A 22,544-nucleotide genomic window follows, 5' to 3' on the forward strand; every position below is an offset into this window, starting at 1 on the left:
TTGCGCACTCCCATTGAACTAGTGCAAACTATGTTTTGTGCTAGGAGAATATCCGATCGAAGGCCGTGGCGCAGCGGAGATCGCGGCCAGTGTGGAGCGGGCGGTCGGCGCCGGATCGCTGTCGCCCGGCCAAGCGCTGCCGCCACAGCGGGAGTTGGCCACGCGGCTGGGCGTCAACCCGAACACCGTCGCGGCCGCCTATCGCGTCCTGCGCGAGCGCGGGGTCGTCGAGACGGCGGGCCGCCGGGGGACCCGGGTACGGGCGCGCCCCGCGAGCACACCCCGCGAGTGGCTTCGGGTCGAGGCCCCGGGCGCGCGCGACCTCGCGGCCGGCAACCCCGACCCCGCCCTGCTGCCGCCGCTCGGCGCGGCCCTCGCGGAGGCCGCCGCGCGCGCCGCCGACCGCCCCACGCTGTACGGCGCGCCGGGGGTCGCCCCCGCCCTCGGCGAGTCGGCGCGCGCCGCCTTCGACGCGGACGGCGTGCCGGACGGGCCCGTCGCCGTCACCTCCGGCTCGCTCGACGCCATCGAGCGCGTCCTCGCCGCTCATCTGCGGCCCGGTGACGCGGTCGCCGTCGAGGACCCCGGCTGGGGCAGTCTGCTCGACCTGATCCCGGCGCTCGGGCTGCGCACCGTGCCCGTCGGGCTCGACGACGACGGGCCGCTGCCGGAGGAGGTGGAGCGGGCGCTGCGCCAGGGGGCGCGGGCGCTGGTCGTCACCGACCGGGCGCAGAACCCGACGGGCGCGGCGGTGAGCGCGGCGCGCGCCCATGAGCTGCGCACCGTTCTCGCGGGCCACCCCGGCGTGGTGCTCATCGAGGACGACCACGGCCACGGCATCGTGGACCTGCCGCTGCGTCCGCTCGCGGGCGGCACGGACCACTGGGTCCTGGTCCGCTCCACCGCCAAGGCGTACGGCCCCGATCTGCGCCTGGCGGTGCTCACCGGCGACGCCGTCACCCTGGACCGGCTGCGCGGACGGCAGCGCCTCGGCCCCGGCTGGGTGAGTCATCTGCTGCAGGACGCCGTGACGTGGCTGTGGCGCACCGGCGCGGTGGACCCGGTGGCGGTCGCGGCGGCATACGACGCGCGCCGTGACGCCCTGGTGAGCGCTCTGCGGGAGCGGGGAGTCGCCGCGCACGGGCGCAGCGGGATGAACGTCTGGGTGCCGGTGCCCGACGAGACGGGCGCGGTGGCCCGCCTGCTGTCCGCGGGCTGGGCGGCCGCGCCGGGCGCCCGGTTCCGGGTGGCCTCGGGGCCGGGGCTGCGGCTGACGGTCTCACCGCTGCGCGCCGAAGAAGTGGCCGGGCTCGCCGACGCGGTGGCGTCGGCGGTGGCGAGGGGGCCGGCCCCGGCGGGCCGGACGGACTGATGGGTCACGTGCTTCCGGTGGATCTACCGGCGCTGGGTGAGGGCCGCGCCGACGAGGATGATCAGGGCGCCCACCGGCGTGTTCCAGTCGAGGTGTTCGCCGAGGATCAGCACGCCCGCCGCCGTGGCGATCACCGGGACGAAGTACGTCACCATCATCGCCGTCGTCGGGCCGACCTCATCCACCAGGCCGTACTGGATCAGGAAGGCGACACCGGTGCCCAGGGCGCCCAGGGCGAGCACCGACAGCAGGGGGAGGATGGGGTAGGAGCCGGGGGCCGGCGCGGCGAGCGGGGCGGCCACCGCGAGCTGGACCGTGCCGAGCAGCAACTGGCCGGAGGACATGGCCAGATGGGAGTTCCCGGTCCCGGCGAGCGTGCGGCGGACGTAGGCCCAGCCGATCGCGTAGCTGAGCGAGGCGGTGAGTGCGAGGGCCGTGCCCACCGGGTCCTGGCCGGAGAAGCCCTGCCACGCGCCCAGCACGATCAGGACCCCGGCGAAGCCGAGGCCCAGGCCCGCCACGCGCTGCCGGGTCGGGCGGTCGTCGGAGACGACGGCCACCGCGACGACCATGCCCCACAGGGGCGAGGCGGCGTTGCAGATCCCGGCCAGGGTGGAGGGGATGGTCGTCTCGGCGTAGGCGAAGAGCGAGAACGGAAGGGCGTTGAGGAAGAACGCGGCCACGGCCAGATGGCCCCACACCCGGGTCCCGCGCGGCAGCCGCTCCCGCTTCGCCACCGCCACCGCGAGGAGGACGGCCGTGCCGAACAGCATCCGGCCGAGCGTGACGTACAGCGGCGCGAACGCCTCGGTGCCCACCTTGATGAACAGGAAGCTGAAGCCCCAGACCAGGGCGAGCACGCCGAAGCGGATCCGCCAGTCGAGCAACCGCCGTGGGCGGGCGGCGGGTTCGGGGGGCTGTTCGGCGGGCTGTCCGGTGGCAGGGGAGGACGCCGCGGTGGTCGCTGAGGTCATGGCATCTACAGTGCTGGCTGCGACTTATTAGAACAAGCGAGAATTCATATGCTTTTTCACGTAGCATTCCTTACATGAATCTGGATCGCCTGCGCACCTTGTACGCCGTGGCCCGGCACGGTTCCGTGAGCGGCGCGGCCGAGGGGCTGCACGTCACCACCTCGGCCGTCTCCCAGCAGCTGTCCAAGCTGGAGCGGGAGACCGGACAGCAACTGCTCGCCAAGAACGGGCGAGGGGTGCGGCTCACCGACGCCGGGCGGCTGCTCTCCGACCACGCGGCGCGGATCCTGTCCCAAGTGGAGCTGGCCCAGGCGGATCTGGAGGCCCAGCGCGGGCACGCCGTCGGCGAGCTGCTGCTGGGCGCCTTCCCGACCGCCGTCCGCGGCCTCTTCCCCGCCGCGCTGGAGCGGATGCGGTCCGAACACCCGCAGCTGCGCGCCCGGTTGCAGGAGATGGAGCCGGACGAGTCGGTGCCCGCGGTGGTGCGCGGCGACATCGACCTGGCGGTCGTCCTCGACTGGTACAACAAGCCGCTGCCGGTGCCCGGCGGGCTGGTCAAGGCGGCGCTGCTGGACGACCTGGTGGACGTGGCGATGCCCGCGGACCACCCCTTCGCCGACCGCCGCGCGGTCGAGCCGGAGGACTTCGTGGACGACGAGTGGGTGTCCTGGCCCGAGGGCGGGTTCTGCTACGACTGGCTGATGGTGACCCTGCGCGGCAAGGGCATCGAGCCACACATCCGGCACACCGCGCGGGAGCACCAGACCCAGCTCGCGCTGATCGCCTCCGGGCTCGGCATCGGCGTCATCCCCCGGCTCGGCCGGGGCCCGGTGCCCGAGGGCGTGCGGATGGTGCCGGTGAGCCCGCCCACGATGCGCCGGCACGTCTACGCGATCTGGCGCGCCGACGCCGACCGCAGGCCCTCCATCCGCGCGGCGGTGGACGTGCTGCGGTCGGTGGGGGAGAAGATCGTCGACTGACCGGCTGAGCCAGGTCCGTACGACACGCTCAGCCCTGGGGCAGCTTGCGGAAGTCCCAGGAGCTGACTGTGTCCGGGACCAGCCGCAGCCACGCGTGGCGCCCGTCGTGCGGCATGGCGTCCAGCCCGAAGTACTTCGCCGCGAACATCCGCTCCGGCGCGTCGAGTTCGGGACACGGCGCGCCCGAGCGCGGCGCCTCGCCGACGAAGGCAGCCGCGCCGCTCAGCTCGGCGCCGCGTAACTCGCCGTAGTCGTGCCCGTCGTCGACGATCACCGCGAGCCGCGGATCGCTGCGCAGCTCGGCCCAGCGGCGGCTGCGGGTCAGGGAGTAGAGCCACAGGGCCGTGCCGTCCCAGGCGAACCACAGCGCGCTGATGTGCGGCCGCCCGTCCGCGGACACGGTCGCGACCCGGCAGGTGCGCTGTTCGGTGAGGAAGGCGTCCAGCTCGGCCGGGGTCATCATGATGCGGCGTCCCCGCCGCTGGGTGACGGTCATCCGCACAGAATCGCGACTCTTCCCTCCATGCGCAATGGCCGTTACCCTCCCGGCGCGAGACGCCAGGAGGCCGCCGTGTCGCTTTCCGAACTCCTTCGGCCCGAGGGCTGCGCCCTGCTCACCGTGGAATGCCAGCGCGGCGTCGTGGGACCGGGCAGCGCCCTGCCCGAACTCGCAGCCGAGGCCCGGGAGTCCGGCGCGCTCGGGCGTGTCGCCCGGCTGGTGTCGGCCGCCCACGACATGCGCGTACCGGTGCTGCACGCGGTGGCCGAACGGCGCGCCGACGGGCGCGGCGCGAACCGCAACGCGCCGCTGTTCCGGGCCGCCGAGCGGCTGCCGGTGCGGCAGCTCACCGGGAGCGACGCGGTACGGATCGCCGAACCGGTGCCGGTCGGCGCGGAGGATCTGCTGGTACGGCGGCTGCACGGCCTCTCGCCGCTCGCCGGGACCGGGGCGGACGCGCTGCTGCGCAACCTGGGCTGCCGCACCCTGGTCGTCGTCGGCGTGTCGGCCAATGTGGCCATACCCAACGCCGTCTTCGACGCGGTCAACCTCGGCTATACGGCCGTGGTGCCCGCGGACGCCATCGCCGGGGTGCCCGCCTCGTACACCCCGGCGATGGTCCGCCACACCCTCGCCCTCGTCGCGACCGTCACCTCGACCGAGGACGTCCTCGCCTGCTGGCAGCCGCTCAGGCCATCTTGATCGAGCTGCCCTCCACCTTGATCTTGGCGCCGGGCAGCGGCTTCGTGGCCGGTCCGCCCTTCGGGCTGCCGTCGCTGATGTCGAACTTGCTCTGGTGGCAGGGGCAGTTGATGGTGCCGTCCGACACGTCACCGACCGAGCACCCCTGGTGGGTGCAGATCGAGGAGAACGCCCTGAACTGCCCCGACGAGGGCTGGGTCACCACGACCTTGTGCTCCTTGAAGACCATGCCGCCGCCCTCCGGTATCTGGGAGGTCTTGGCCAGCTCCATCCCGCCCCCGCCGCCCCCCGCGTTGTCGCCTCCCGATCCGGCCGCGCCCGACTGCCCGGCGCCGGCCGACTCCTGTGCGGAACCGGCATTCTGCGAGTCGCCCGACCCGCCGCCGTCGTCCTTACCGCAGGCCGTGAGGGCGGCGGCCAGCCCGGCCGCTCCGGCAGCGGAGACGACGGCGCGACGGGTGGTGCCCCATCCGGTGGTTTCCGGCTGCGTCATGGTGGTGCCTCCTGATCCAGGGACGTTTCGCTTCCATACGCAGCGCGGCGCTCATGCGTTCAACCGTCGGGCGTCTTCTTGGGCCGCGTGATCGCTCCGGCGGTGACAGAACTGTGACGCGGCGAGGCCACAACCAACCCGGAGGCCGTCCGGTCTCATGTCACGGACCACATCAACGAGGGACCACATCAACGAGGGGAACCCCATGAAGCTCGCACGTCGCACCGCCGCCGTCACGACCGTCGCCATCGTCGCCGTGGGCGGTGGGCTGGCCCTTGCCGGGCCCGCGTCCGCGGCGGAGTCGGTCGGCCCGGTCGCGAAGTACAACGGGGCCTGTGGCGCCGGCCACAAGGTCATCGACTCCGCCGACATGGAGAACCTGGGCACCACCTTCCTGACGTACAACCAGACGACCGGCGAGAACTGTGTGGTCACCATTCGCGCCAGGGCCGGGGCGGCGGTGTACATGTTCGCCTCGCTCAGCTCGGAGCGGGAGGGGAAGGCGACCGACAGCGGCCGGTTCACCACCTACGCCGGGCCCGTCTACCTTCAGGCCCGCGGGCAGTGCGTGACCTGGGAGGGCGGCATCACCACGTATTCCACGAAGGGCACCGGCCACTGCGGCTGATCCCTGTGGAGGATCGCGAGGTCGGCGTGTCGGATAGCTTGGGGAAATGCGGACCGAAGTCACCGCGACCCGCTACGTCACGCCGTTGCGTGAGGGCGGGTCGCTCCCCGGCATCGTCGAGGCCGACGATCTCGGCACGTACGGCATGTATTTCCCTGGGCAACGCCGATGACCTGCGCTTTTGGTGAGGTTCGGCGTTGCGCCAGGGACGAGTGTGTGTGACGGAGGGAAAGCGCCGGAAGTGCTCTCGGGCAGGGTGAGCCAGATTCGGGGAGAGCGGAGCCGTCCTCGTCTTCTGGCCCTTCGGAAGGCAGAAGTACGGCCGCCCCTTCTCGTTCCAACGCAGCTGCCGCCGAATGTGAACGACGCCCGATGAGAAGTCGACGTCCTCCTCCGCCAGTCCAAAGGCTTCTCCTTGGCGGAGGCCGGCACCGAGCCCCATGACGACTGCCAGGTGATACCGCTTACGGAACATTTCTTCCCCCGTTGATTTTCGAGTTGACGCCTGGAAAGCGCGTCGATCTGAAGCGTCAGTCCCCTGTCGATCAGAGGAGAACACGCGTACGGCGCTGCATCAGCGGCCGTTCATGTGCATGACGCTTTCCGGATAGCGCGTCCCGGCGACTGTCGCTGCCGGTAGTGCCTCGTCCAGCCGCCGCATCATCTGGGCATCGAGCTTCAGTTGAGCGGAAGCCAGGTTCTCGGTCAGCGTGACGCGCCGTTTCGTGCCGGGGATCGGTACGATGTCCTCGCCCTTGTGTAAAAGCCAGGCGAGGGAGACTTGGGCGGGTGTGGCCGACAGTTCGCGGGCGAGTTCGCGTACCACGTCGGCCGCGGCGGTGTTGGTGTCGAAATTGGTGCCCTGGAAACGCGGGTCGTGCTTGCGGTAGTCGGTCTCCGGGTAGTCTTCCGCACGCATCGCCGATCCGGTCAAAAAACCCCGGCCCAGCGGGGAGTAGGCGACGAGCCCGATGTCGAGTTCACGGATCGTGGGAAGAATCTCCTGCTCCAGGTGGCGTTCCCACAGGGAGTATTCGGTCTGCAGCACCGCCACTGGGCAGACCTTGTTCGCCCTTGTGATGGTTCCCGCCCCGGCCTCGGACAGACCGAAGTGGGCCACCTTTCCCGTCGCGATGAGGTCGCCGACGGTGCCCGCGACCTCCTCGATGGGGACCTCCAGGTCAACCCGGTGCTGGTAGAGCACATCGATGTAGTCCGTGTCCAGGCGAGACAGCGAGGCGTCCACGACGCGGCGAATGTGTTCGGGCTGGCTGTTCAGTGCGCCGCGCCGGGTTCCTTCGTACTCCCAGCCGAACTTCGTTGCGATCACTGCTTGTTCCCGCCGTCCGCGCAGCGCCCGGCCGAGGAGTTCCTCATTCACGAACGGGCCGTATGACTCCGCGGTGTCGAAGAAATTGCAGCCCATCTCGAGGGCGTGGTGAATCGTGGCGATGGACTCGTCATCGTTGGGAGTTCCGTACGTCTGACTCATTCCCATGCACCCCAGGCCCAGGGCGGAGACTTCCAGTCCTGTTCGGCCCGGACGGCGGTGCGGAATCGGTAAGGCGCTCAACTCGGTGGTCCTCTTCTCGGATTCCCGTGGGATTCTCTGTACGGCCCGGACCCGGCCCGTGTAAAGCGCTCTAGAATCCGACCGCAGGATCGGGGGAGACGATACGGAACGGTCTCCCCGGTTGTCAATGTTCAAACAGGAGACATACATGGCGAACACGAACGAAACGTCGAGGCCTGACAAGCCTTCTCCCGGCCAAGCGGGGGGAGGTCCCCGCTTGGCTGCTCCTCTGCGCTCCGACGCCCAGCGCAACCGGGCGCGCGTGCTCAAGGCCGCCCAGGAGGCGTTCGCTTCGGAGGGCCTGGCCGTTCCCCTGGATGAGATCGCCCGGCGCGCGGGGGTGGGGTCCGGCACCGTCTACCGGCACTTCTCCAGCAAAGAGGTGCTCTTCGAGGTGATCATCTTGGGCAGGCTGCAACAACTGGTCGACCAGGCAGAACAGTTGATAGATGCCGCTGAGCCGGCCGAGGCGCTGCTCACCTTTCTCTCCCTGACCATCGAGGAGGGCAGCGTCCGCAAGGACATGATGGACGCACTCGCCGGCGACGACATCGAACCGTCCGCCGCGGTTCCACAGGCCCGCCTCCATCTGCGCCGCGTCATCGGCAAGTTGCTCTTCCAGGCACAGCAGGTAGGGGCCATCCGCGACGACATCAGCGTGGCCGATCTCATGGCGCTGATCACCGGCCTCATCCTCGCCCGACACCGCAACGACGGTGGCATGGCCGGGCCCCAGCGAGTTCTTGGCGTGGTCTGGGACGGCCTGCGCGCCGGCTGTTCCGGCCCGGTCACACGATCCCCGCGCTCTCCGCGAGCTGATGCAGATCGTGCCGCACCGTGACGCTGTCCTGAGAGATCGCCTGGCGGAGCAGATGCCGAGCGTAGAGGTTGTACCGCATCTCCTCCCCGCAGTCGCGGTCCGCCTGCATCAGGGCGAGCACGGCACCCGACTGGTCACGCGCCTGCAAGTGTGCGCGGGCCAAGGTCAGGTAGAACCGGACCCGCCCCTCGCGATGCAACGCGTCGACCTCCTCCACCTGCTCAGCCAGGCGCAGTGCGCGTGCCGTACGGCCGAGCACGGCCTCTACCCGGACCCGGTGAGCGGCGACATCCACCGGCGTCACGGGCGTTGCAATCCGTATGTCACTGCCCCGGAGGCCCCCCGCCGGCTCTTCTGCCATGTCGACCGGTCAGCGCTCCCTCACGCACGTAGCCGAGTAAGGGGTCGATGAATTGCAGGAGTTGACCAGGATTGTCGCGACTTGCCACATGCGAGAGAAAGGTTTTGGAGACCGCCGCGGACGACCGGCGGATCATCAGGAATACGATGCGGTCGTAGTCGGTGCGATGGCCGAAGGTGTCGAAGGACCGTCGTGAGGCGTGGCCGCTGGAGACCGCGCTTCGCGTCCGGGACCTGATCGGCGAGCGACATGGCATAGCGGTGGCGCCCGGTCTGGGGTGCGGGCTGCGCCAAGGGGAGGTGTTCGGCGTCGGCCCGGAGGACATCGACTGGGCGCGTGGCGTGCTGCATGTCCGGAAGCAGGTGCAGGCCCTGGGTGGGAAGTACGCCCTTCCGAAGGGTGGGAAGACCGCAGTGTGGACATGCCCGCCTCAGTGGCTGCCAGAGCTGGGGCAGCACATCGAGCGCTTCCCTCCGGTCGAGGTGGAGCTCCCTTGGAGAGGGCCGGGCGAGGACGCGGCGCGTAAGAAGTTCCCGCTTCTGCTGACCTCTCGCTACGGCGATGTTGTCGCGGTGAACGCATGGAACTCCTACGGGTGGAAGCCCGCCCTCGCGAAGGCCGGCGTCATCCCGCCGCAGGCCGAAGGTGCGAAGCCCCGGCAGTGGGCGGCTGCGCCCAAGGATGTGTGCCGCAGCACGGTCAGACGGGCGTATAGCCTGGGGAAATGCTGACCGAAGTCACCGCGACCCGCTACGTCACGCCGTTGCGTGAGGGCGGGTCGCTCCCCGGCATCGTCGAGGCCGACGATCTCGGCACCTACGTCATGAAATTCATCGGCGCGGGGCAGGGCCGGAAGACCCTCGTCGCCGAGGTCATCTGCGGGCAGCTGGGCCGCCGGCTGGGGCTGCGGGTGCCGGAGCTGGTGGGCATCCAGCTCGATCCGGTGATCGGGATGGGGGAGCCGGACGAGGAGGTGCAGGAGCTGCTCAAGGCCAGCGGGGGGCTCAACCTGGGCATGGACTACCTGCCCGGTTCGCTCGGCTTCGACCCGCTGGCCTTCGAGGTGGGCGCGGCGGAGGCCGGACGGGTGGTGTGGTTCGACGCGCTCGTCGGGAACGTGGACCGGTCCTGGCGCAACCCGAACCTGCTGGTGTGGCACGGCAAGCTGTGGCTCATCGACCACGGCGCCACCATGATCTGGCACCACAGCTGGCGCGGTCTGGACGCGGCCGCCACCAAGCCGTACGACGCCTCCGACCACGTACTCGCCCCCTTCGCACCCGACGTGGCGGCGGCCGCGGCCGCGCTCGCGCCGCGGATCACCGAGGAGCTGCTGACCGAGGTCACCGCCGACGTCCCGGACGCCTGGCTGGACGGTGAGCCCGGCTTCGACAGCCCGGACGCGGTGCGCCGCGCCTATGTGGGCGTGCTGTTGGAGCGGGCCGGGGCGATCGGTGGAAGGATCACGCTCGGGGAGCGCTCCGGCGGCGGGCCGTCGAAAGCTCCCGACTGGCTGCGCGTATGGGTCGACGGAAAGGCAGCGAAGTGAGCGGGCTGCACCATGGCCGGGATGTGTTCGAGTACGCGCTGGTGCGGGTCGTTCCCCGGGTGGAGCGCGGTGAGCTGATCAACGCGGGCGTCGTCGTCTACTGCCGCGCGACGTCCTTCGTGGCGGCCCGCACCCATCTGGACGAGACCCGGCTGCTCGCGCTCGACCCGTCGGCGGACGTGGCGGGCGTACGGGCCGCGCTGCACGCGGTGGAGGGCGTCTGCCGCGGGGGGGAACAGGCCGGTCAGGCGGCCGGTGACGAGCCGGGGCGGCGGTTTCGCTGGCTGGTCGCGCCGCGTTCCACGGTCGTCCAGCCGGGCCCGGTGCACACCGGGCTGACCACGGACGCGGAGGCGGAGGTCGAGCGGCTGCTCGACCTGCTGGTGCGCTGACGGGCGAGGGTGAGCAAGGGCATCACAGCGGGTCGTTGACAGTGGGCGGCGGGCCTCATAGCGTCTCGTCTGCTGAAGCGACTAAGCGGTTGCTCATCCCCGGGGTGCCGGGACGGTGAGCCGCTACCGAGGCGAGGAGAACCCGCATGTCCACCAACGAGCAGCGTGTCGCCATCGTGACGGGCGCGGCCCGCGGCATCGGCGCGGCGACCGCCGTGCGGCTGGCCGAGGAGGGCCGCGCCGTCGCCGTGCTCGACCTCGACGAGGCGTCCTGCGCGGACACCGTGAAGAAGATCACCGCGGCGGGCGGCAAGGCCATCGCCGTGGGCTGCGACGTGTCCGACGCCGGGCAGGTGGAGGCCGCGGTCGGGCGTGTCGCCGAAGAGCTGGGCGCGCCGACGATCCTGGTGAACAACGCCGGTGTGCTCCGCGACAACCTGCTCTTCAAGATGAGCGAGTCCGACTGGGACACAGTGATGAACGTGCACCTGCGAGGCGCGTTCCTGATGTCGCGCGCCTGCCAGAAGCACATGGTGGACGCCGGGTTCGGACGGATCGTCAACCTCTCCAGCAGCTCCGCGCTCGGCAACCGCGGCCAGGTCAACTACTCGGCGGCCAAGGCCGGTATGCAGGGCTTCACCAAGACCCTCGCCATCGAGCTGGGCAAGTTCGGGGTCACCGCCAACGCCGTGGCGCCCGGGTTCATCGCCACCGACATGACCGCCGCGACCGCCGAGCGCGTCGGCATGGGCTTCGACGACTTCCAGAAGGCCGCCGCGAGCCAGATCCCGGTGCAGCGGGTCGGGCAGCCGGCCGACATCGCGAACGCCGTCGCCTTCTTCACCGGGGACGCGGCCGGGTTCGTCTCCGGCCAGGTGATGTACGTGGCCGGCGGCCCGCTCAACTGATACAGGAGCTGGACGAATCCCATGACCAAAGAGATCGCAGCGGACAGCGGCAAGGCCGCGCTCGTCACCGGCGCCAGCCGTGGCATCGGCTACGCCATCGCCGAGGCGATGGTGGCGCGCGGCGACCGGGTGTGCCTCACCGGCCGCAACGAGGAAGCCCTGAGGGAGGCCGTCCAGCGGCTGGGCTCGGACCGGGTGATCGGCGTCCCCGGCAAGGCCCATGACGAGGCGCACCAGGCGGCCGCCGTCGAGCACGCGATGGAGGCGTTCGGGCGCGTCGACTACCTCGTCAACAACGCCGGTACGAACCCCGTCTACTCGCCGATCGCCGATCTCGACCTCGCGGTGATACGCAAGGTCTTCGAGACCAACGTCGTCTCGGCGCTCGGCTTCGCGCAGCAGACGTGGAAGGCGTGGCAGAAGGAGAACGGCGGCGCGATCGTCAACATGGCCTCGGTCGCCGGGCTGTCCCCCTCGCCGTTCATCGCCGCGTACGGCGTCTCCAAGGCCGCGATGATCAACCTCACGGCGCAGCTCGCCCACGAGTTCGCGCCGGGCGTGCGGGTCAACGCGATCGCCCCCGCCGTGGTGAAGACCAAGTTCGCCACCGCCCTGTACGAGGGGCGGGAGGCGGAGGCCGCCGCGGCGTATCCGCTCGGGCGGCTGGGCGTGCCGGAGGACATCGGGGGCGCGGCCGCGTTCCTCACCTCCGAGCAGGCCGCGTGGATCACCGGCCAGACGCTCGTCATCGACGGCGGTGTCTTCCTCAACGCGGGCGTCGGCTGACCGCCCCGGCAATCCGCCACGACGCGCGGGCCCGGCACCGCTTCCGGTACCGGGCCCGCGCCCGTTCTCCCCACGCCGCGTGCGGCGTTGTCGGTGGCCGCCGGTAGGTTCGTGACCGTGAACGGAACACGACCGGAGGTTGTTGACGTGCCCTACGTGCTGCCCGAGTCCTGGCGCGGCGTCCTCGGCGAGGAGCTGGAGAAGCCCTATTTCAAGGAGCTCACCGAGTTCGTCGAGGAGGAGCGGGCCAGGGGGCCGGTCTTCCCGCCGCGCGACGAGGTCTTCGCCGCCCTGGAGGCCACTCCGTACGACCAGGTGAAGGTGCTGATCCTCGGGCAGGACCCGTACCACGGCGAGGGCCAGGGGCACGGGCTGTGCTTCTCGGTGCGGCCGGGCGTCAAGACCCCGCCGTCGCTGCGGAACATCTACAAGGAGATGAAGGAGGAGCTGGGCCACCCCGTCCCGGACAACGGCTATCTGATGCCGTGGGCCCGGCAGGGCGTCCTGCTGCTCAACGCGGTGCTGACGGTCCGCGGCGGCGAGGCCAACTCCCATAAGAGCAAGGGGTGGGAGAAGTTCACCGACGCGGTGATCCGCGCGGTGGCCGCCCGCCCCGACCCGGCCGTCTTCGTCCTGTGGGGCAATTACGCCCAGAAGAAGCTGCCGCTGATCGACGAGGAGCGGCACGCGGTGGTGAAGGGCGCGCACCCCTCGCCGCTGTCGGCGAAGAAGTTCTTCGGATCGCGCCCCTTCACCCAGATCGACGAGGCGGTGAAGGCCCAGGGGCACACGCCGGTCGACTGGCGGATCCCGGACCTCGGCCCGGTTCAGCCCAGCTCGTAGTCGAAGGCGTAACGGACGGCCTGGATGCCCGGCGGGGCGGTGAAGGAGCCCGCACCGGTGAGCCCGGTCAGCTCGCCGGAGCCCGAGCCGGGCACCACCTCGAAGGCGCACCGCACCGTGCCGTCCTCGCCGAAGGTGCCGTGCTGGGCGAGGACGAAGCTGCCCCGGCGGCCGTCGAGCTCCCCGTCCACCAGCTCGTGGCCCGAGAAGCCGCCGGTCTTGTCGGGGAGGTAGACGATGGCGTACTGACAGGCGGTGGCGGACGCCGTGATCGCGCCCGAGTAGCCGTTGGTCACGGTGGCGTGGGCGAGCTTCGCCCCGCCCGCGGCCTCCCCGACCGGCTTCTCCTGCCAGTCGGCGAAGGTGAAGGTTCCGGTGGCGTGCGTGGTCATGGCGGGTCCTTTCGATCAGGCCGTGCTGGTGAGGAGGACTCTGCCCGCCGTACCTGACACCTTCTGTCAGGTACGGCGCACAATGGACCGCATGCGTGCCGACCGCCTGCTCTCCCTGCTCCTTCTGCTGCAGAACCGGGGCCGGATGACCGCGCCGGAGATCGCCGCGGAGCTGGAGGTGTCGGTCCGTACCGTCTACCGTGACATCGACGCTTTGAGCGCCTCCGGCGTGCCGGTGTACGCCGACCGGGGCCCGGCCGGCGGCTACCGGCTGCTGGACGGCTACCGCACCCGGCTGACCGGGCTCACCGGCGACGAGGCCGACTCGCTCTTCCTCGCCGGGATGCCGGGCCCGGCCGCCGAACTGGGCCTCGGCGCCGACCTCACCACCGCCCAGCTCAAGCTGCGGGCCGCGCTGCCGCCCGAGCTGGACGAACGCTCACGCCGCATCCAGGAGCGCTTCCACCTCGACGCGCCCGGCTGGTTCCGGGACGCCGAGCCGGTGCCGTACCTCGCGGCGGCGGCCGAGGCCGTGTGGCGGCGACGGGTGCTGCGGGTGCACTACCGGCGCTGGCGCGGCGAGGTGCACCGGGACCTGCACGCGCTCGGACTCGTCCTCAAGGGCGGCATCTGGTACCTGGTGGCGCGGGTGGACGCGTCGATCCGCAGCTACCGCGTGGCGCGGATCCTGGCCGCCGAGGTGCTCGAGGACGTCTTCGAGCGCCCCGCCGGGTTCGACCTCGCCGCCTACTGGCAGGAGTCGGCCCGCGCCATGGAAACCGCGCGCTTCCGGGGCGAGGCCGAACTGCTGCTGACCGAGCGGGGCCTGCGGCTGCTGCCGATGAAGTTCGGCGCGATCGGCGCGGTGGCCGCCGCCGGTGCGGGCCCGCCCGACGACCGGGGGAGGGTGCGGGTGGTGCTGCCCGTGGAGTCGCTGCCCGTCGCCGTCGACGACATGCTGCGGCTGGGCACCGACGCCGAGGTGCTGAACCCTCCCGAACTGCGGACGGCCGTCGCGCGCGCCGTCACCGAACTGGCCGAGCGGTACGGGCCGCCGGACTGACCCGATGGGCCCGCCTGACGGGCGCCGTACGGCTTCCCGGCTAGCGTCGGCCGCGGGCGGGGGCGACAACCGGCGGCGCGCAGGCGGGAGGACCGGATGGGAGAGGTACGGCGGGAGGCGCCGGAGGACGACGCCGTGCTGACCCGGATCGGGCAGGCGGTCATGCTGCACCGGGGCGGCGACCGCGAGGAGGCGCGCAACCGGCTGGCCGCGCTGTGGCGGGAGATCGCGGGCGACGGCGACGCGTTCCACCGCTGCGCCCTCGCCCACTATCTCGCCGACACCCAGGACGATCCGGCCGATGAGCTGCTGTGGGACCTGCTGGCCCTGGCCGCGGCCGACGGGCCCGGCGCCCGCGCCGCCGCGCCCCGGCTGCGCGCCCTCTACCCGGCGCTCCACCTCAACCTGGCCGTCGACTACGCCAAGCTCGGCCAGGAGGCGGCGGCACGCAGCCAGCTGGCGCTGGCCCGGGGATGCGCGGGCACGCTCGGCGACGATCCGTACGGGGACCGGGTGCGGGCCGGGATCACCCGGCTGGGGCAGCGGCTCGCCCCTGAGGGCCCCGAAGCCCCCGTCTAGTCGCCCGTGACCCCGTCGACGCGCTCGCGGATGAGGTCGGCGTGGCCGTTGTGGCGGGCGTACTCCTCGATCATGTGGAGGTAGATCCAGCGCAGGTTGTACTCCTCGTGGCCGCGGTCGCGGCGGGTGACGACCTCATCCAGGGAGCGGCCCGCCGCGGCCGCACGGGCCTTCGCGACCTCGTCCCGCCAGATCGCGAAGGCGGCCTCGCCGGTGTCCGTTTCGGTGACCCGGAAATCGCCGTCCCGGTCCTCGTCGCTGTACCAGATGGGCGGCGCGTCCTGCCCGTCCAGCACCCGCCGGAACCAGCTGCGCTCGACCTCGGCCATGTGCCGTACGAGCCCGAGCAGGGTGAGCCCGGACGGCGGCGCGGTGGCCTCCCGCAGCTGCTTGTCGTCAAGTCCCTCGCATTTGAGGGCCAGGGTCTCGCGGTGGAAGTCCAGCCACCCCTCCAGGCTGGTGCGTTCATCGGCGGTGCGGGGCGCGTCGCGGCGTTCGGCAGTCGTCATGGCGAGCATCATGCGGCCCCGGCGCGCCGCCGCGCCACGGGTTATCGGCCCAGCATCCCGCGCAGCAGCTCCTCGAACCCGGCGCGCAGCGCCGCGGGGTCGGGGACCGCGGCGTGGTCGGCCCCGGCCGCGCAGCTGAACATCTGCCCCTCGCACCAGGCGACCAGGGACTGGGCGTGCCGCCGCGGTGCGCCGGATCCCACGGCGGTCATCAGGGCCTCCAGCGGCTCGCGGAAGCCGCGTCCCGTCGCGTCGTAGAACTCCCGCAGTTCGGGGCGGCGGGTCGCCTCCAGGGCCAGTTCGTACCGCGCGATCAGCAGGGCGCGCGCTTGTGTGAGCGAGCGGTGCAGCGCCAGGGCGAGCGCGTCGGCCAGCCGGGGGAGCGGATCCGCGGCGGGGTCGCCGGGCCCGCCGGGGCCGTCGCCCGGGTGGGGCATCTCGTCCGGCCGCAGCACCTGCGCCTCCCGCTCGGCCAGCCGCCGGACGGCCGCCTTGAGCAGGGCGGCGCGGGTACGGGCGTGGTTCGACGTCGAACCCGGCGGGAGCCCGGCCGCCTCGTCCACCGCGCGGTGCGTCAGCCCCCGCATGCCGCGCTCGGCCAGCAGGGCGAGGGCGGTGTCGGCGATCAGCTCGGAGCGGGAGCCGCCCGGCGCGAGGGCGAGGGAGGGGGTGTGATCAGCGGTCATACGGCCAACCTACCGTCCGCACTACAGCTGTAGTAGCCTCAGTGGTACTACACCTGTAGTGACCGGGGAGGAGTCATGGAACAGTCCCGTGCCGTCGTCATCGGCGCCGGAGTCGGCGGGCTCACCGCCGCCGCGGCCCTGCACCGCCGCGGCTGGTTTGTCACCGTGCTGGAGCGCGCCGCCCTCGACCCGTCGGGCGCCGGGATCGCGCTGGCCCCCAACGCGCAGCGCGCCCTCGACACCATCGGCCTCGGCGACGAGGTCCGCGCGTCGGCCGCCTGGCAGGGCGGCGGCGGGCTGCGCACCCCCGGCGGGCGCCGGCTGGCCCGGATGGACGGCGCGGCGGTGGCGCAACGGTTCGGCGGCCCGGTGGTCCTGCTCCACCGCGCCACCCTCGTCGACCTGCTCCTCTCCCGGCTGCCCGAGGGCTGCGTACACACCGGAGCCCCCGCCGAGCTGACCGACCCCGGCGACGCCCGCCGCCCCGCCCGGGTCGCCACGGCGGACGGGGAGCGCGAGGCCGACCTCGTGGTCGGCGCCGACGGGGTCCACTCGGCTGTGCGCCGCGCCCTCTTCCCCGGCCACCCCGGACCCCGCTACGCCGGATTCACCACCTGGCGCGTCGTCGTCCCCGCCCCCGAGCACCCCTTCGAACCCCATGAGACCTGGGGCCGGGGGCGGCTCTGGGGCAGCCAGCCGATGCGGGACGGCCGGGTCTACGCGTACGCGGCGGCCTTCACCCCACCCGGCGGCCACGCCCCCGACGGCGAGAAGGCCGAACTGCTCCGGCTCTTCGGCCACTGGCACCGGCCGGTCCCCGACATCCTCGCGGCCGCCGAACCCGGCGCCGTCCTGCGCCATGACGTCCGGGCCATGACCGCATCCCTGCCCGCCTACCACCGGGGCCGGACCGCCCTCCTCGGCGACGCGGCCCATGCCATGGCCCCCACCCTGGGGCAGGGCGGCAACCAGGCCATCGAGGACGCCGTCGTCCTCGCCCACCACCTGTCCCCCTACGCCGCCGACCCCGCCGCCGACCCGGGCGGTGCGCTCGCCGCGTACACCCGCGACCGGCTGCCGCGCACCATGGACGTCGTACGCCGCTCCGCGCGCGCCGCCCGCGCGATCTCCCTGGCCGGCGCCCCCGCGGTGGCCCTGCGGAACGCCGCCGTCGCCACCGCCACCCGCCTCGCCCCCGGTCTGCTGCTGCGCGGCTTCGACGGCATCGCCGACTGGGCTCCGCCCGGAACCCCGGCCCGGGCACCCCGGCAGCCGTCCTGAGTAGGGTGGACGCGGGCCGCCGGACACCCGCCGGGACGTGGAACACCAGGAGGCATCGTGAGGGTCGGCTGCATCGGTCTCGGCGACATCGCGCAGAAGGCCTATCTGCCCGTGCTCATGGCGCGGCCCGGGGTGGAGCCCCATCTGCACACCCGCACCCCCGCCACCCTCCAGCGGGTCGCCGACACCTACCGGGTGCCCGGAGACCAGCGCCACCCCGGCCTGGACTCGCTGCTCGCGGCGGACCTGGACGCCGCGTTCGTGCACGCCCCGACCGCCGAGCACGCCGGGCTCGTCACCCGGCTCCTGGAGGCCGGGGTGCCCACCTACGTCGACAAGCCGCTCGCCTACGAACTCGGGCAGAGCGAGCGGCTGGTGCGGCTGGCCGAGGACCGCGGCGTCAGCCTGATGGTCGGCTTCAACCGGCGCTACGCCCCCGGGTACACCCAGTGCCTGGACCATCCGCGCGATCTGATCCTGATGCAGAAGAACCGCGTCGGCCTCCCCGAGGACCCGCGCACCCTCGTCCTGGACGACTTCATCCACGTCGTCGACACCCTGCGCTTCCTTGCCCCCGGCCCGGTCGACCAGATCGACGTGACCAGCAGGATCCGCGACGGACTGCTGCACCACGTCGTGCTCCGGCTGTCCGGCGACGGGTTCACCGCGCTCGGCGTGATGAACCGGATGAGCGGCTCCACCGAGGAGATCCTGGAGGTCTCCGGCCAGGACACCAAGCGGCAGGTCTCCAACCTCGCCGAGATCGTGGAGCACAAGGGCCAGCCGAGCGTGCGCCGCCGCGGCGACTGGGTGCCGGTCGCCCGGCAGCGCGGCATCGAGCAGATCACCGACGCCTTCCTCGACGCCGTGCGCACCGGCAGGCGGCTCGGCGCGGAGGACGCGCTGCGCACCCACGAACTGTGCGAGCGGGTGATCAGGGACGTGGAGGGGTTCGGGAACCGGAGCGACGCCTGAGGGCCCGTTTTTTCACGCTCGTTCGCCTCCGGGGCGCCAAAGCCCCTGTCTACGGTCGACCGTGCTCGGCGGCCCTCCACGCGGCGGAGCCGCATGTCGATACGAGCCCTCAGGGCCTGCGCGCGCTCTCCTTTTCGACAGCGGCGCGCCCCTTCGGCTTCCTCGCCCCCGCGCCCTCCACGGCCCCGTACACGGCGAGCGCCGCCAGCGCCCCGTACACCGTCAGCGGCCCGGTCCGCACATACGGGCTGGTGCCCTTCGCCAGCGGCACCTCGTACATCGTCGCCGCGCTCGTGTCCGTACCCATGCGCGGGCCCACCGGCTCGCCGCGCGGGCCGAAGACCGCGCTCTCCCCGGTCAGCGTCGCGTGGACGGTCGGCCGCCAGGTCTCCGCGGCGCGCAGCGCGGCCAGCGTGGCGTGCTGCGCGGGCGCCCAGCTCCGCTGGAACGTCGAGGTCGCCGACTGCACGACCAGCACCTGCGCCCCGTGCCGGGCCAGATTGCGGCTCATGTCCGGGAACGCCGACTCGAAGCAGACCTCCGGCCCGATCCGCAGGCCCTGCGGCAGCCGCATCACCACCTGCTCCGTGCCGCGGTGGCGGTCCTCACCGGCCGCCTTGCCCACCGAGGTGGCCCAGCCCAGCAGCGGCCGGGCCGGGATGTACTCGCCGAACGGCACCAGCCGCATCTTGTCGTAGCGCTGCCCGGTCGGACCGTGCGGCCCGATCAGCACCGAACTCTTGTAGATCCCCGGCAGATCGCTGCGCCGCGCGTCCACGTTGACCAGCACATCCGCGCCCACCGAACGGGACAGCGCGCCCAGCCGCTTCGCCAGCCGCGGCCGGTCGCCGAGATCCGTGCCGACGCTGCTCTCGCCCCACACCACCAGGTCCGGATGGCGCCCGGTCAGCTGCCGGGTCAGCTCGATGCCGCGCTCCAGCCGCGGCCCCGGCCCCTTGATCACCCCGGGCTGCACCACCGCGATCCGCGCGGTCCCGGTCTCCTGCGGCACCGGCGCCCACGCCCACACCGCGGCCCCCGCCGCACCGCACGCGGTCAGCCCGGCCACCGCGACGACCCAGGCCCGGGGCAGGACGATCAGCGCGGTGACCGCGACGTTCACCAGGACCAGCAGGAAGCCGACCAGCCACACCCCGCCCACCGACGCCACCCGCAGCGCGGCGGCCACCTGCCACTGGCTCGCCCCCAGCAGCGCCCAGGGCCCGCCGAGGTACTGCCAGGACCGCACCAGCTCGGCCAGCAGCCACGCGGACGGCAGCAGCACCAGCGCGGCGCCCACCCGGCCGGGGCCCGGACGGCCGTGCAGCAGCCGGTGCGTCAGCGCGCCGAACGGCACCCACAACAGCCCCAGCAGCAGAGCCAGCAGCACGATGAACACATGCAGGCTCGGCATCAGCCAGTGGTGCGCCGCGAGCAGGAACCCGCTCCCGCCCAGCCAGCCGTCGTACGCCGCCCGCCGCACGGTGGGCGCCGAGCGCGCCAGCAGCAGCCAGGGCACCAGGGCCACGTACGCGAACCACCACGCCGACGGCGCGGGAAACGCCAGGGCGGGCAGCGCGCCCGCCACCACCGCGGCGCCGCCGCGCACCCACCGGGAGGCGAGCCACTGCCCCCACACCCCTGCACGCACGCCGGATGCCCCCCTCCCGTTGGCCGGACTCCAGTGTGCGGGAGGAAGGCGATCATGGATAGGGCGGGGCCGGGCCGGAGCGTGCCTCATGCCGGATCCGGAAGGTCTTGTTCGGCCCAGATGAGCTTGCCGCCCTCGGTGTACCGGGTGCCCCAGCGGCGGGTCATCTGCGCGACGAGGAACAGTCCGCGGCCGCCCTCGTCGGTGGTACGGGCATGGCGCAGCCGCGGGGAGGTGTTGCTGGCGTCCGCGACCTCGCAGATCAGCACGTCGTGCCGGATCAGCCGCAGCCTGATGGGGCCGGTGCCGTGCCGGATGGCGTTGGTGACCAGCTCACTGACGATCAGCTCGGTGGTCATCGCCAGCTCCGGCAGACCCCATTCGGCGAGCTGGTGGACGGCGAGGGAGCGCGCGTTCGCGACCACGGCCGGATCGGAGGGCAGGTCCCAGGAGACGACATGGCCCGCGCCCAGGGTGTTCGTACGGGCCAGCAGCAGCGCCACGTCATCCGACTGCGGACGGGTCAGCAGGGTGTCGATGACCGTCGAGCACAGCTCCTCCAGCGGCAGCCCGGGCTGGGCCAGGGCGTTGCTCAGCCGGCCGAGCCCGACGTCGATGTCCTGGTCGCAGGTCTCGATGAGGCCGTCCGTGAACAGCGCGATCAGACTGCCCGCGGGCAGCTCCAGCTCCGCCGACTCGAACGGCAGCGAACCGAGCCCCAGCGGGGGACCGGCGGGCAGCGGCGGGTAGGAGACCACGCCGCCGGGGTCCACCACCGCGGGCGTGAGATGGCCGGCCCGGGCCATCGTGCAGCGCCGGGTGACCGGGTCGTACACCGCGTACAGACACGTGGCCCCCAGCACCGCCGTGCCCATCCCCTCCTGCGCGGACTCCTCCTCGGTGAGCCGGATGATCAGGTCGTCCAGGTGGGCCAGCAGCTCCTCGGGCGGCAGGTCCATGTCGGCGAGGGTGTGCACCGCGGTGCGCAGCCGGCCCATGGTGGCCGCGGCGGTGATGCCGTGCCCGACCACGTCGCCGACCACCAGTGCCACCCGGGCCCCGGACAGCGGAATGACGTCGAACCAGTCGCCGCCGACCCCGTTGCGCGCGTCGGTGGGCAGATAGCGCGAGGCCACGTCGAGGGCCTGGCCGCCGGACAGGGCGTGCGGCAGCAGGCTGCGCTGCAGGGCGAGGGCCGCGGTGTGCTCGCGGCTGTAGCGGCGGGCGTTGTCCACGCACACCGCGGCGCGCGTCACCAGCTCCTCGGCGAGCAGCAGATCGTCGCCCTCGAAGGGTTCCGGATGCCGGGTCCGGACGAACGAGGCCACGCCCAGGATCGCGCCGCGCGCGCAGATCGGGACCACCATCAGCGAGCGCATCCCGAACTCGCGGACCTTCCGCGTCCGGGCCGGGTCGTCACCGGTCCACGCGCCCAGCGAGGCGTCCAGCTCCGGGTCCAAGATGGCCTCCCCCTCCAGGAAGCTGCGGGCGAACGGCGACCCCGGGGAGACGGCGACCGGGTCCCCGGGGGCCGCGATCGACTCCGGGCAGCCCTCGTGGACGGAGGCCTGGCCCGCCCGCCGGAACGGGGGCAGGCTCCGGGTCCGATGCGCCGACGGCTCCTCGCCGCGCAGGACGGAGTCCAGCAGGTCGACGGTGACGAAGTCGGCGAGCCGGGGCACCGCGAACTCGGCCAGCTCCTGCGCGGTGCGCATCACGTCCAGGGTGCTGCCGATGTGCTCGCTGGCCCCGCTGAGCAGGGCCAGCCGCTCCCGGGCCCGCCAGCGGTCGGTGACGTCCATGCCCATGTAACAGACGCCGACCGGATGGCCGTCCGTGTTGTCGAGGCGGAAGAACGAGGTCGAGTACGCGTGCTCCCGGTGCGGCTCGGCCAGGGTCCAGCCCCGGTACTCGTAGTCGATCACCGGGACGCCGGTCTCCAGGACCTCGCGCATCTTCCCCTCCAGCGCCGCCGTGTCCAGCCCTGGCAGCGAAGCCGCCATCCGGCGGCCCAGCCGCTGGGCGCGCGGGACACCGCCGTAGCGCTCCAGGGTGTCGTTGATCCACACGTACCGCAGGTCCGGGCTCAGCACGGCCATGCCGATGGGGGAGCGGGTCAGGAACGCCTGGAGCAGCGATCCGCTGACCGCCCAGGTCGGGATCGTCGCCACGTCGATCGCCGAGATCAGCCAGCAGATGCCGTCGCCGAGCCCGGTGACCGGGGTGACCCGCAGACCCACCACGAGCCGGTGACCGGCCTGGTGCCGGACCTCCAGCAGCCCGCCCCAGCCGCCGTGCTCACCGCACTGTTCGGCGATGGACACCGCCTTCGCGGCGTGCCCCGGCGCCGCCAGCAGCATCGCACCGGGCCGCTTCAGCACCTCCGGCGCCGGATAGCCGAGCAGCCTTTCCGCCGCCGTGGTCCAGCCGACGACGGTCCCCGTGGCATCGATCAGGGCCGTCGCCGCATCGGCCATGTCGAAGGGGACATGTGCTTCGGTCGGCGCGATTCCCTCGGGGATGGCCAT

General features: G+C 72.4%; 26 protein-coding genes. 16 read left to right on the forward strand and 10 right to left on the reverse strand.

Features of this window, described 5'->3' with window-relative positions; genetic code table 11:
• The first annotated feature begins 37 nt into the window (after positions 1 to 37).
• Positions 38 to 1,372 (forward strand): aminotransferase class I/II-fold pyridoxal phosphate-dependent enzyme, encoded by a 1,335-nt coding sequence (locus tag ASC60_RS15480; protein WP_055551195.1) that lies wholly within the window; start codon positions 38 to 40, stop codon positions 1,370 to 1,372.
• 23 nt (positions 1,373 to 1,395) lie between these two features.
• Here the strand turns inward: ASC60_RS15480 and ASC60_RS15485 are convergent, their stop codons facing one another.
• Positions 1,396 to 2,346, reverse strand: a complete 951-nt coding sequence (locus tag ASC60_RS15485) for a DMT family transporter (RefSeq protein WP_055551197.1) — start codon at positions 2,344 to 2,346, stop codon at positions 1,396 to 1,398.
• Between the two features lie 74 nt (positions 2,347 to 2,420).
• Here ASC60_RS15485 and ASC60_RS15490 point away from each other — a divergent pair, with 74 nt between their 5' ends.
• Positions 2,421 to 3,326, forward strand: coding sequence for a LysR family transcriptional regulator (locus tag ASC60_RS15490; protein WP_055551199.1), 906 nt, complete (start codon positions 2,421 to 2,423; stop codon positions 3,324 to 3,326).
• A 28-nt stretch (positions 3,327 to 3,354) separates the two neighbouring features.
• Here ASC60_RS15490 and ASC60_RS15495 read toward each other — a convergent pair whose 3' ends face one another.
• Positions 3,355 to 3,822 (reverse strand): pyridoxamine 5'-phosphate oxidase family protein, encoded by a 468-nt coding sequence (locus ASC60_RS15495; RefSeq protein ID WP_055551201.1) that lies wholly within the window; start codon positions 3,820 to 3,822, stop codon positions 3,355 to 3,357.
• 27 nt (positions 3,823 to 3,849) lie between these two features.
• Here ASC60_RS15495 and ASC60_RS15500 point away from each other — a divergent pair, with 27 nt between their 5' ends.
• Positions 3,850 to 4,527 (forward strand): cysteine hydrolase, encoded by a 678-nt coding sequence (locus tag ASC60_RS15500; protein WP_055551203.1) that lies wholly within the window; start codon positions 3,850 to 3,852, stop codon positions 4,525 to 4,527.
• On the opposite strand, the gene ASC60_RS15505 is transcribed toward ASC60_RS15500, so the two are convergent.
• On the reverse strand, positions 4,514 to 5,020 hold the full coding sequence (locus tag ASC60_RS15505) for a Rieske (2Fe-2S) protein (RefSeq protein WP_055551205.1): 507 nt from the start codon (positions 5,018 to 5,020) through the stop codon (positions 4,514 to 4,516). The two genes, ASC60_RS15500 and ASC60_RS15505, sit on opposite strands and share 14 nt — an antisense overlap.
• Positions 5,021 to 5,225: 205 nt before the next feature.
• Here ASC60_RS15505 and ASC60_RS15510 point away from each other — a divergent pair, with 205 nt between their 5' ends.
• Positions 5,226 to 5,648: a hypothetical protein gene (locus ASC60_RS15510; protein WP_055551207.1), complete on the forward strand. Its 423-nt coding sequence runs from the start codon at positions 5,226 to 5,228 to the stop codon at positions 5,646 to 5,648.
• Positions 5,649 to 5,694: 46 nt separating this feature from the next.
• Positions 5,695 to 5,820, forward strand: a complete 126-nt coding sequence (locus ASC60_RS43730) for a hypothetical protein (RefSeq protein WP_267892802.1) — start codon at positions 5,695 to 5,697, stop codon at positions 5,818 to 5,820.
• Positions 5,821 to 6,222: 402 nt separating this feature from the next.
• Here ASC60_RS43730 and ASC60_RS15515 read toward each other — a convergent pair whose 3' ends face one another.
• Positions 6,223 to 7,221, reverse strand: a complete 999-nt coding sequence (locus tag ASC60_RS15515; RefSeq protein ID WP_055551209.1) for an aldo/keto reductase — start codon at positions 7,219 to 7,221, stop codon at positions 6,223 to 6,225.
• A gap of 217 nt (positions 7,222 to 7,438) precedes the next feature.
• Here ASC60_RS15515 and ASC60_RS15520 point away from each other — a divergent pair, with 217 nt between their 5' ends.
• Entirely contained in the window at positions 7,439 to 8,062 is a 624-nt protein-coding gene (locus tag ASC60_RS15520) for a TetR/AcrR family transcriptional regulator (protein ID WP_063787147.1), read from the forward strand.
• On the opposite strand, the gene ASC60_RS15525 is transcribed toward ASC60_RS15520, so the two are convergent.
• Positions 8,010 to 8,345, reverse strand: coding sequence for a hypothetical protein (locus tag ASC60_RS15525; RefSeq protein WP_159043270.1), 336 nt, complete (start codon positions 8,343 to 8,345; stop codon positions 8,010 to 8,012). The genes ASC60_RS15520 and ASC60_RS15525 overlap by 53 nt on opposite strands.
• Positions 8,346 to 8,578: 233 nt before the next feature.
• Between ASC60_RS15525 and ASC60_RS15530 the strand changes: the two genes are divergently transcribed.
• The 6 genes from ASC60_RS15530 (at position 8,579) to ung (ending at position 12,880) form a co-directional block, all read left to right on the forward strand.
• Entirely contained in the window at positions 8,579 to 9,133 is a 555-nt protein-coding gene (locus tag ASC60_RS15530; RefSeq protein WP_055551213.1) for a hypothetical protein, read from the forward strand.
• Positions 9,127 to 9,951, forward strand: a complete 825-nt coding sequence (locus tag ASC60_RS15535) for a HipA family kinase (RefSeq protein ID WP_055551216.1) — start codon at positions 9,127 to 9,129, stop codon at positions 9,949 to 9,951. The genes ASC60_RS15530 and ASC60_RS15535 overlap by 7 nt, the downstream gene beginning before the upstream one ends.
• Positions 9,924 to 10,343 carry a DUF3037 domain-containing protein gene (locus ASC60_RS15540; protein WP_199830964.1) on the forward strand — a complete coding sequence of 140 codons (420 nt, stop codon included), beginning with the start codon at positions 9,924 to 9,926 and terminating at the stop codon, positions 10,341 to 10,343. The genes ASC60_RS15535 and ASC60_RS15540 overlap by 28 nt, the downstream gene beginning before the upstream one ends.
• 146 nt (positions 10,344 to 10,489) lie before the next feature.
• Positions 10,490 to 11,251, forward strand: a complete 762-nt coding sequence (gene fabG, locus ASC60_RS15545) for a 3-oxoacyl-ACP reductase FabG (protein ID WP_055551219.1) — start codon at positions 10,490 to 10,492, stop codon at positions 11,249 to 11,251.
• Positions 11,252 to 11,272: 21 nt separating this feature from the next.
• Positions 11,273 to 12,037 carry an SDR family oxidoreductase gene (locus ASC60_RS15550; protein WP_055551221.1) on the forward strand — a complete coding sequence of 255 codons (765 nt, stop codon included), beginning with the start codon at positions 11,273 to 11,275 and terminating at the stop codon, positions 12,035 to 12,037.
• 147 nt (positions 12,038 to 12,184) lie between these two features.
• Positions 12,185 to 12,880 (forward strand): uracil-DNA glycosylase, encoded by a 696-nt coding sequence (gene ung, locus ASC60_RS15555; protein WP_055551223.1) that lies wholly within the window; start codon positions 12,185 to 12,187, stop codon positions 12,878 to 12,880.
• On the opposite strand, the gene ASC60_RS15560 is transcribed toward ung, so the two are convergent.
• Positions 12,865 to 13,272 (reverse strand): DUF3224 domain-containing protein, encoded by a 408-nt coding sequence (locus ASC60_RS15560; RefSeq protein ID WP_055551226.1) that lies wholly within the window; start codon positions 13,270 to 13,272, stop codon positions 12,865 to 12,867. The genes ung and ASC60_RS15560 overlap by 16 nt on opposite strands.
• Before the next feature lie 82 nt (positions 13,273 to 13,354).
• On the opposite strand from ASC60_RS15560, the gene ASC60_RS15565 reads away from it, so the two are divergent.
• Both ASC60_RS15565 and ASC60_RS15570 read left to right on the forward strand, forming a co-directional pair.
• The gene (locus ASC60_RS15565; RefSeq protein WP_055551228.1) at positions 13,355 to 14,335 is read left to right on the forward strand and encodes a YafY family protein; all 981 of its coding nucleotides are present in this window, start codon (positions 13,355 to 13,357) and stop codon (positions 14,333 to 14,335) included.
• A 96-nt stretch (positions 14,336 to 14,431) separates the two neighbouring features.
• A complete protein-coding gene (locus ASC60_RS15570; RefSeq protein WP_055551230.1) occupies positions 14,432 to 14,914 on the forward strand; it encodes a hypothetical protein in 483 nt (160 codons plus the stop codon).
• Here the strand turns inward: ASC60_RS15570 and ASC60_RS15575 are convergent.
• Complete coding sequence (locus tag ASC60_RS15575; protein WP_055551232.1) at positions 14,911 to 15,423, reverse strand: DinB family protein; 513 nt, start codon at positions 15,421 to 15,423, stop codon at positions 14,911 to 14,913. The two genes, ASC60_RS15570 and ASC60_RS15575, sit on opposite strands and share 4 nt — an antisense overlap.
• Before the next feature lie 41 nt (positions 15,424 to 15,464).
• On the reverse strand, positions 15,465 to 16,109 hold the full coding sequence (locus tag ASC60_RS15580) for a TetR/AcrR family transcriptional regulator (RefSeq protein WP_055551234.1): 645 nt from the start codon (positions 16,107 to 16,109) through the stop codon (positions 15,465 to 15,467).
• A gap of 75 nt (positions 16,110 to 16,184) precedes the next feature.
• On the opposite strand from ASC60_RS15580, the gene ASC60_RS15585 reads away from it, so the two are divergent.
• Together ASC60_RS15585 and ASC60_RS15590 are read left to right on the forward strand one after the other, a co-directional pair.
• On the forward strand, positions 16,185 to 17,390 hold the full coding sequence (locus tag ASC60_RS15585; protein ID WP_055551236.1) for an FAD-dependent monooxygenase: 1,206 nt from the start codon (positions 16,185 to 16,187) through the stop codon (positions 17,388 to 17,390).
• 57 nt (positions 17,391 to 17,447) lie between these two features.
• Positions 17,448 to 18,365, forward strand: a complete 918-nt coding sequence (locus ASC60_RS15590) for a Gfo/Idh/MocA family protein (protein WP_055551238.1) — start codon at positions 17,448 to 17,450, stop codon at positions 18,363 to 18,365.
• A 109-nt stretch (positions 18,366 to 18,474) separates the two neighbouring features.
• On the opposite strand, the gene lnt is transcribed toward ASC60_RS15590, so the two are convergent.
• Complete coding sequence (gene lnt / locus ASC60_RS15595; RefSeq protein ID WP_079038427.1) at positions 18,475 to 20,106, reverse strand: apolipoprotein N-acyltransferase; 1,632 nt, start codon at positions 20,104 to 20,106, stop codon at positions 18,475 to 18,477.
• Positions 20,103 to 22,544, reverse strand: a complete 2,442-nt coding sequence (locus tag ASC60_RS15600) for a SpoIIE family protein phosphatase (protein WP_055551242.1) — start codon at positions 22,542 to 22,544, stop codon at positions 20,103 to 20,105. The genes lnt and ASC60_RS15600 overlap by 4 nt, the downstream gene beginning before the upstream one ends.

Source organism: Streptomyces sp. NBRC 110028, assembly GCF_001417735.1.
GTDB lineage: Bacteria > Actinomycetota > Actinomycetes > Streptomycetales > Streptomycetaceae > Streptomyces.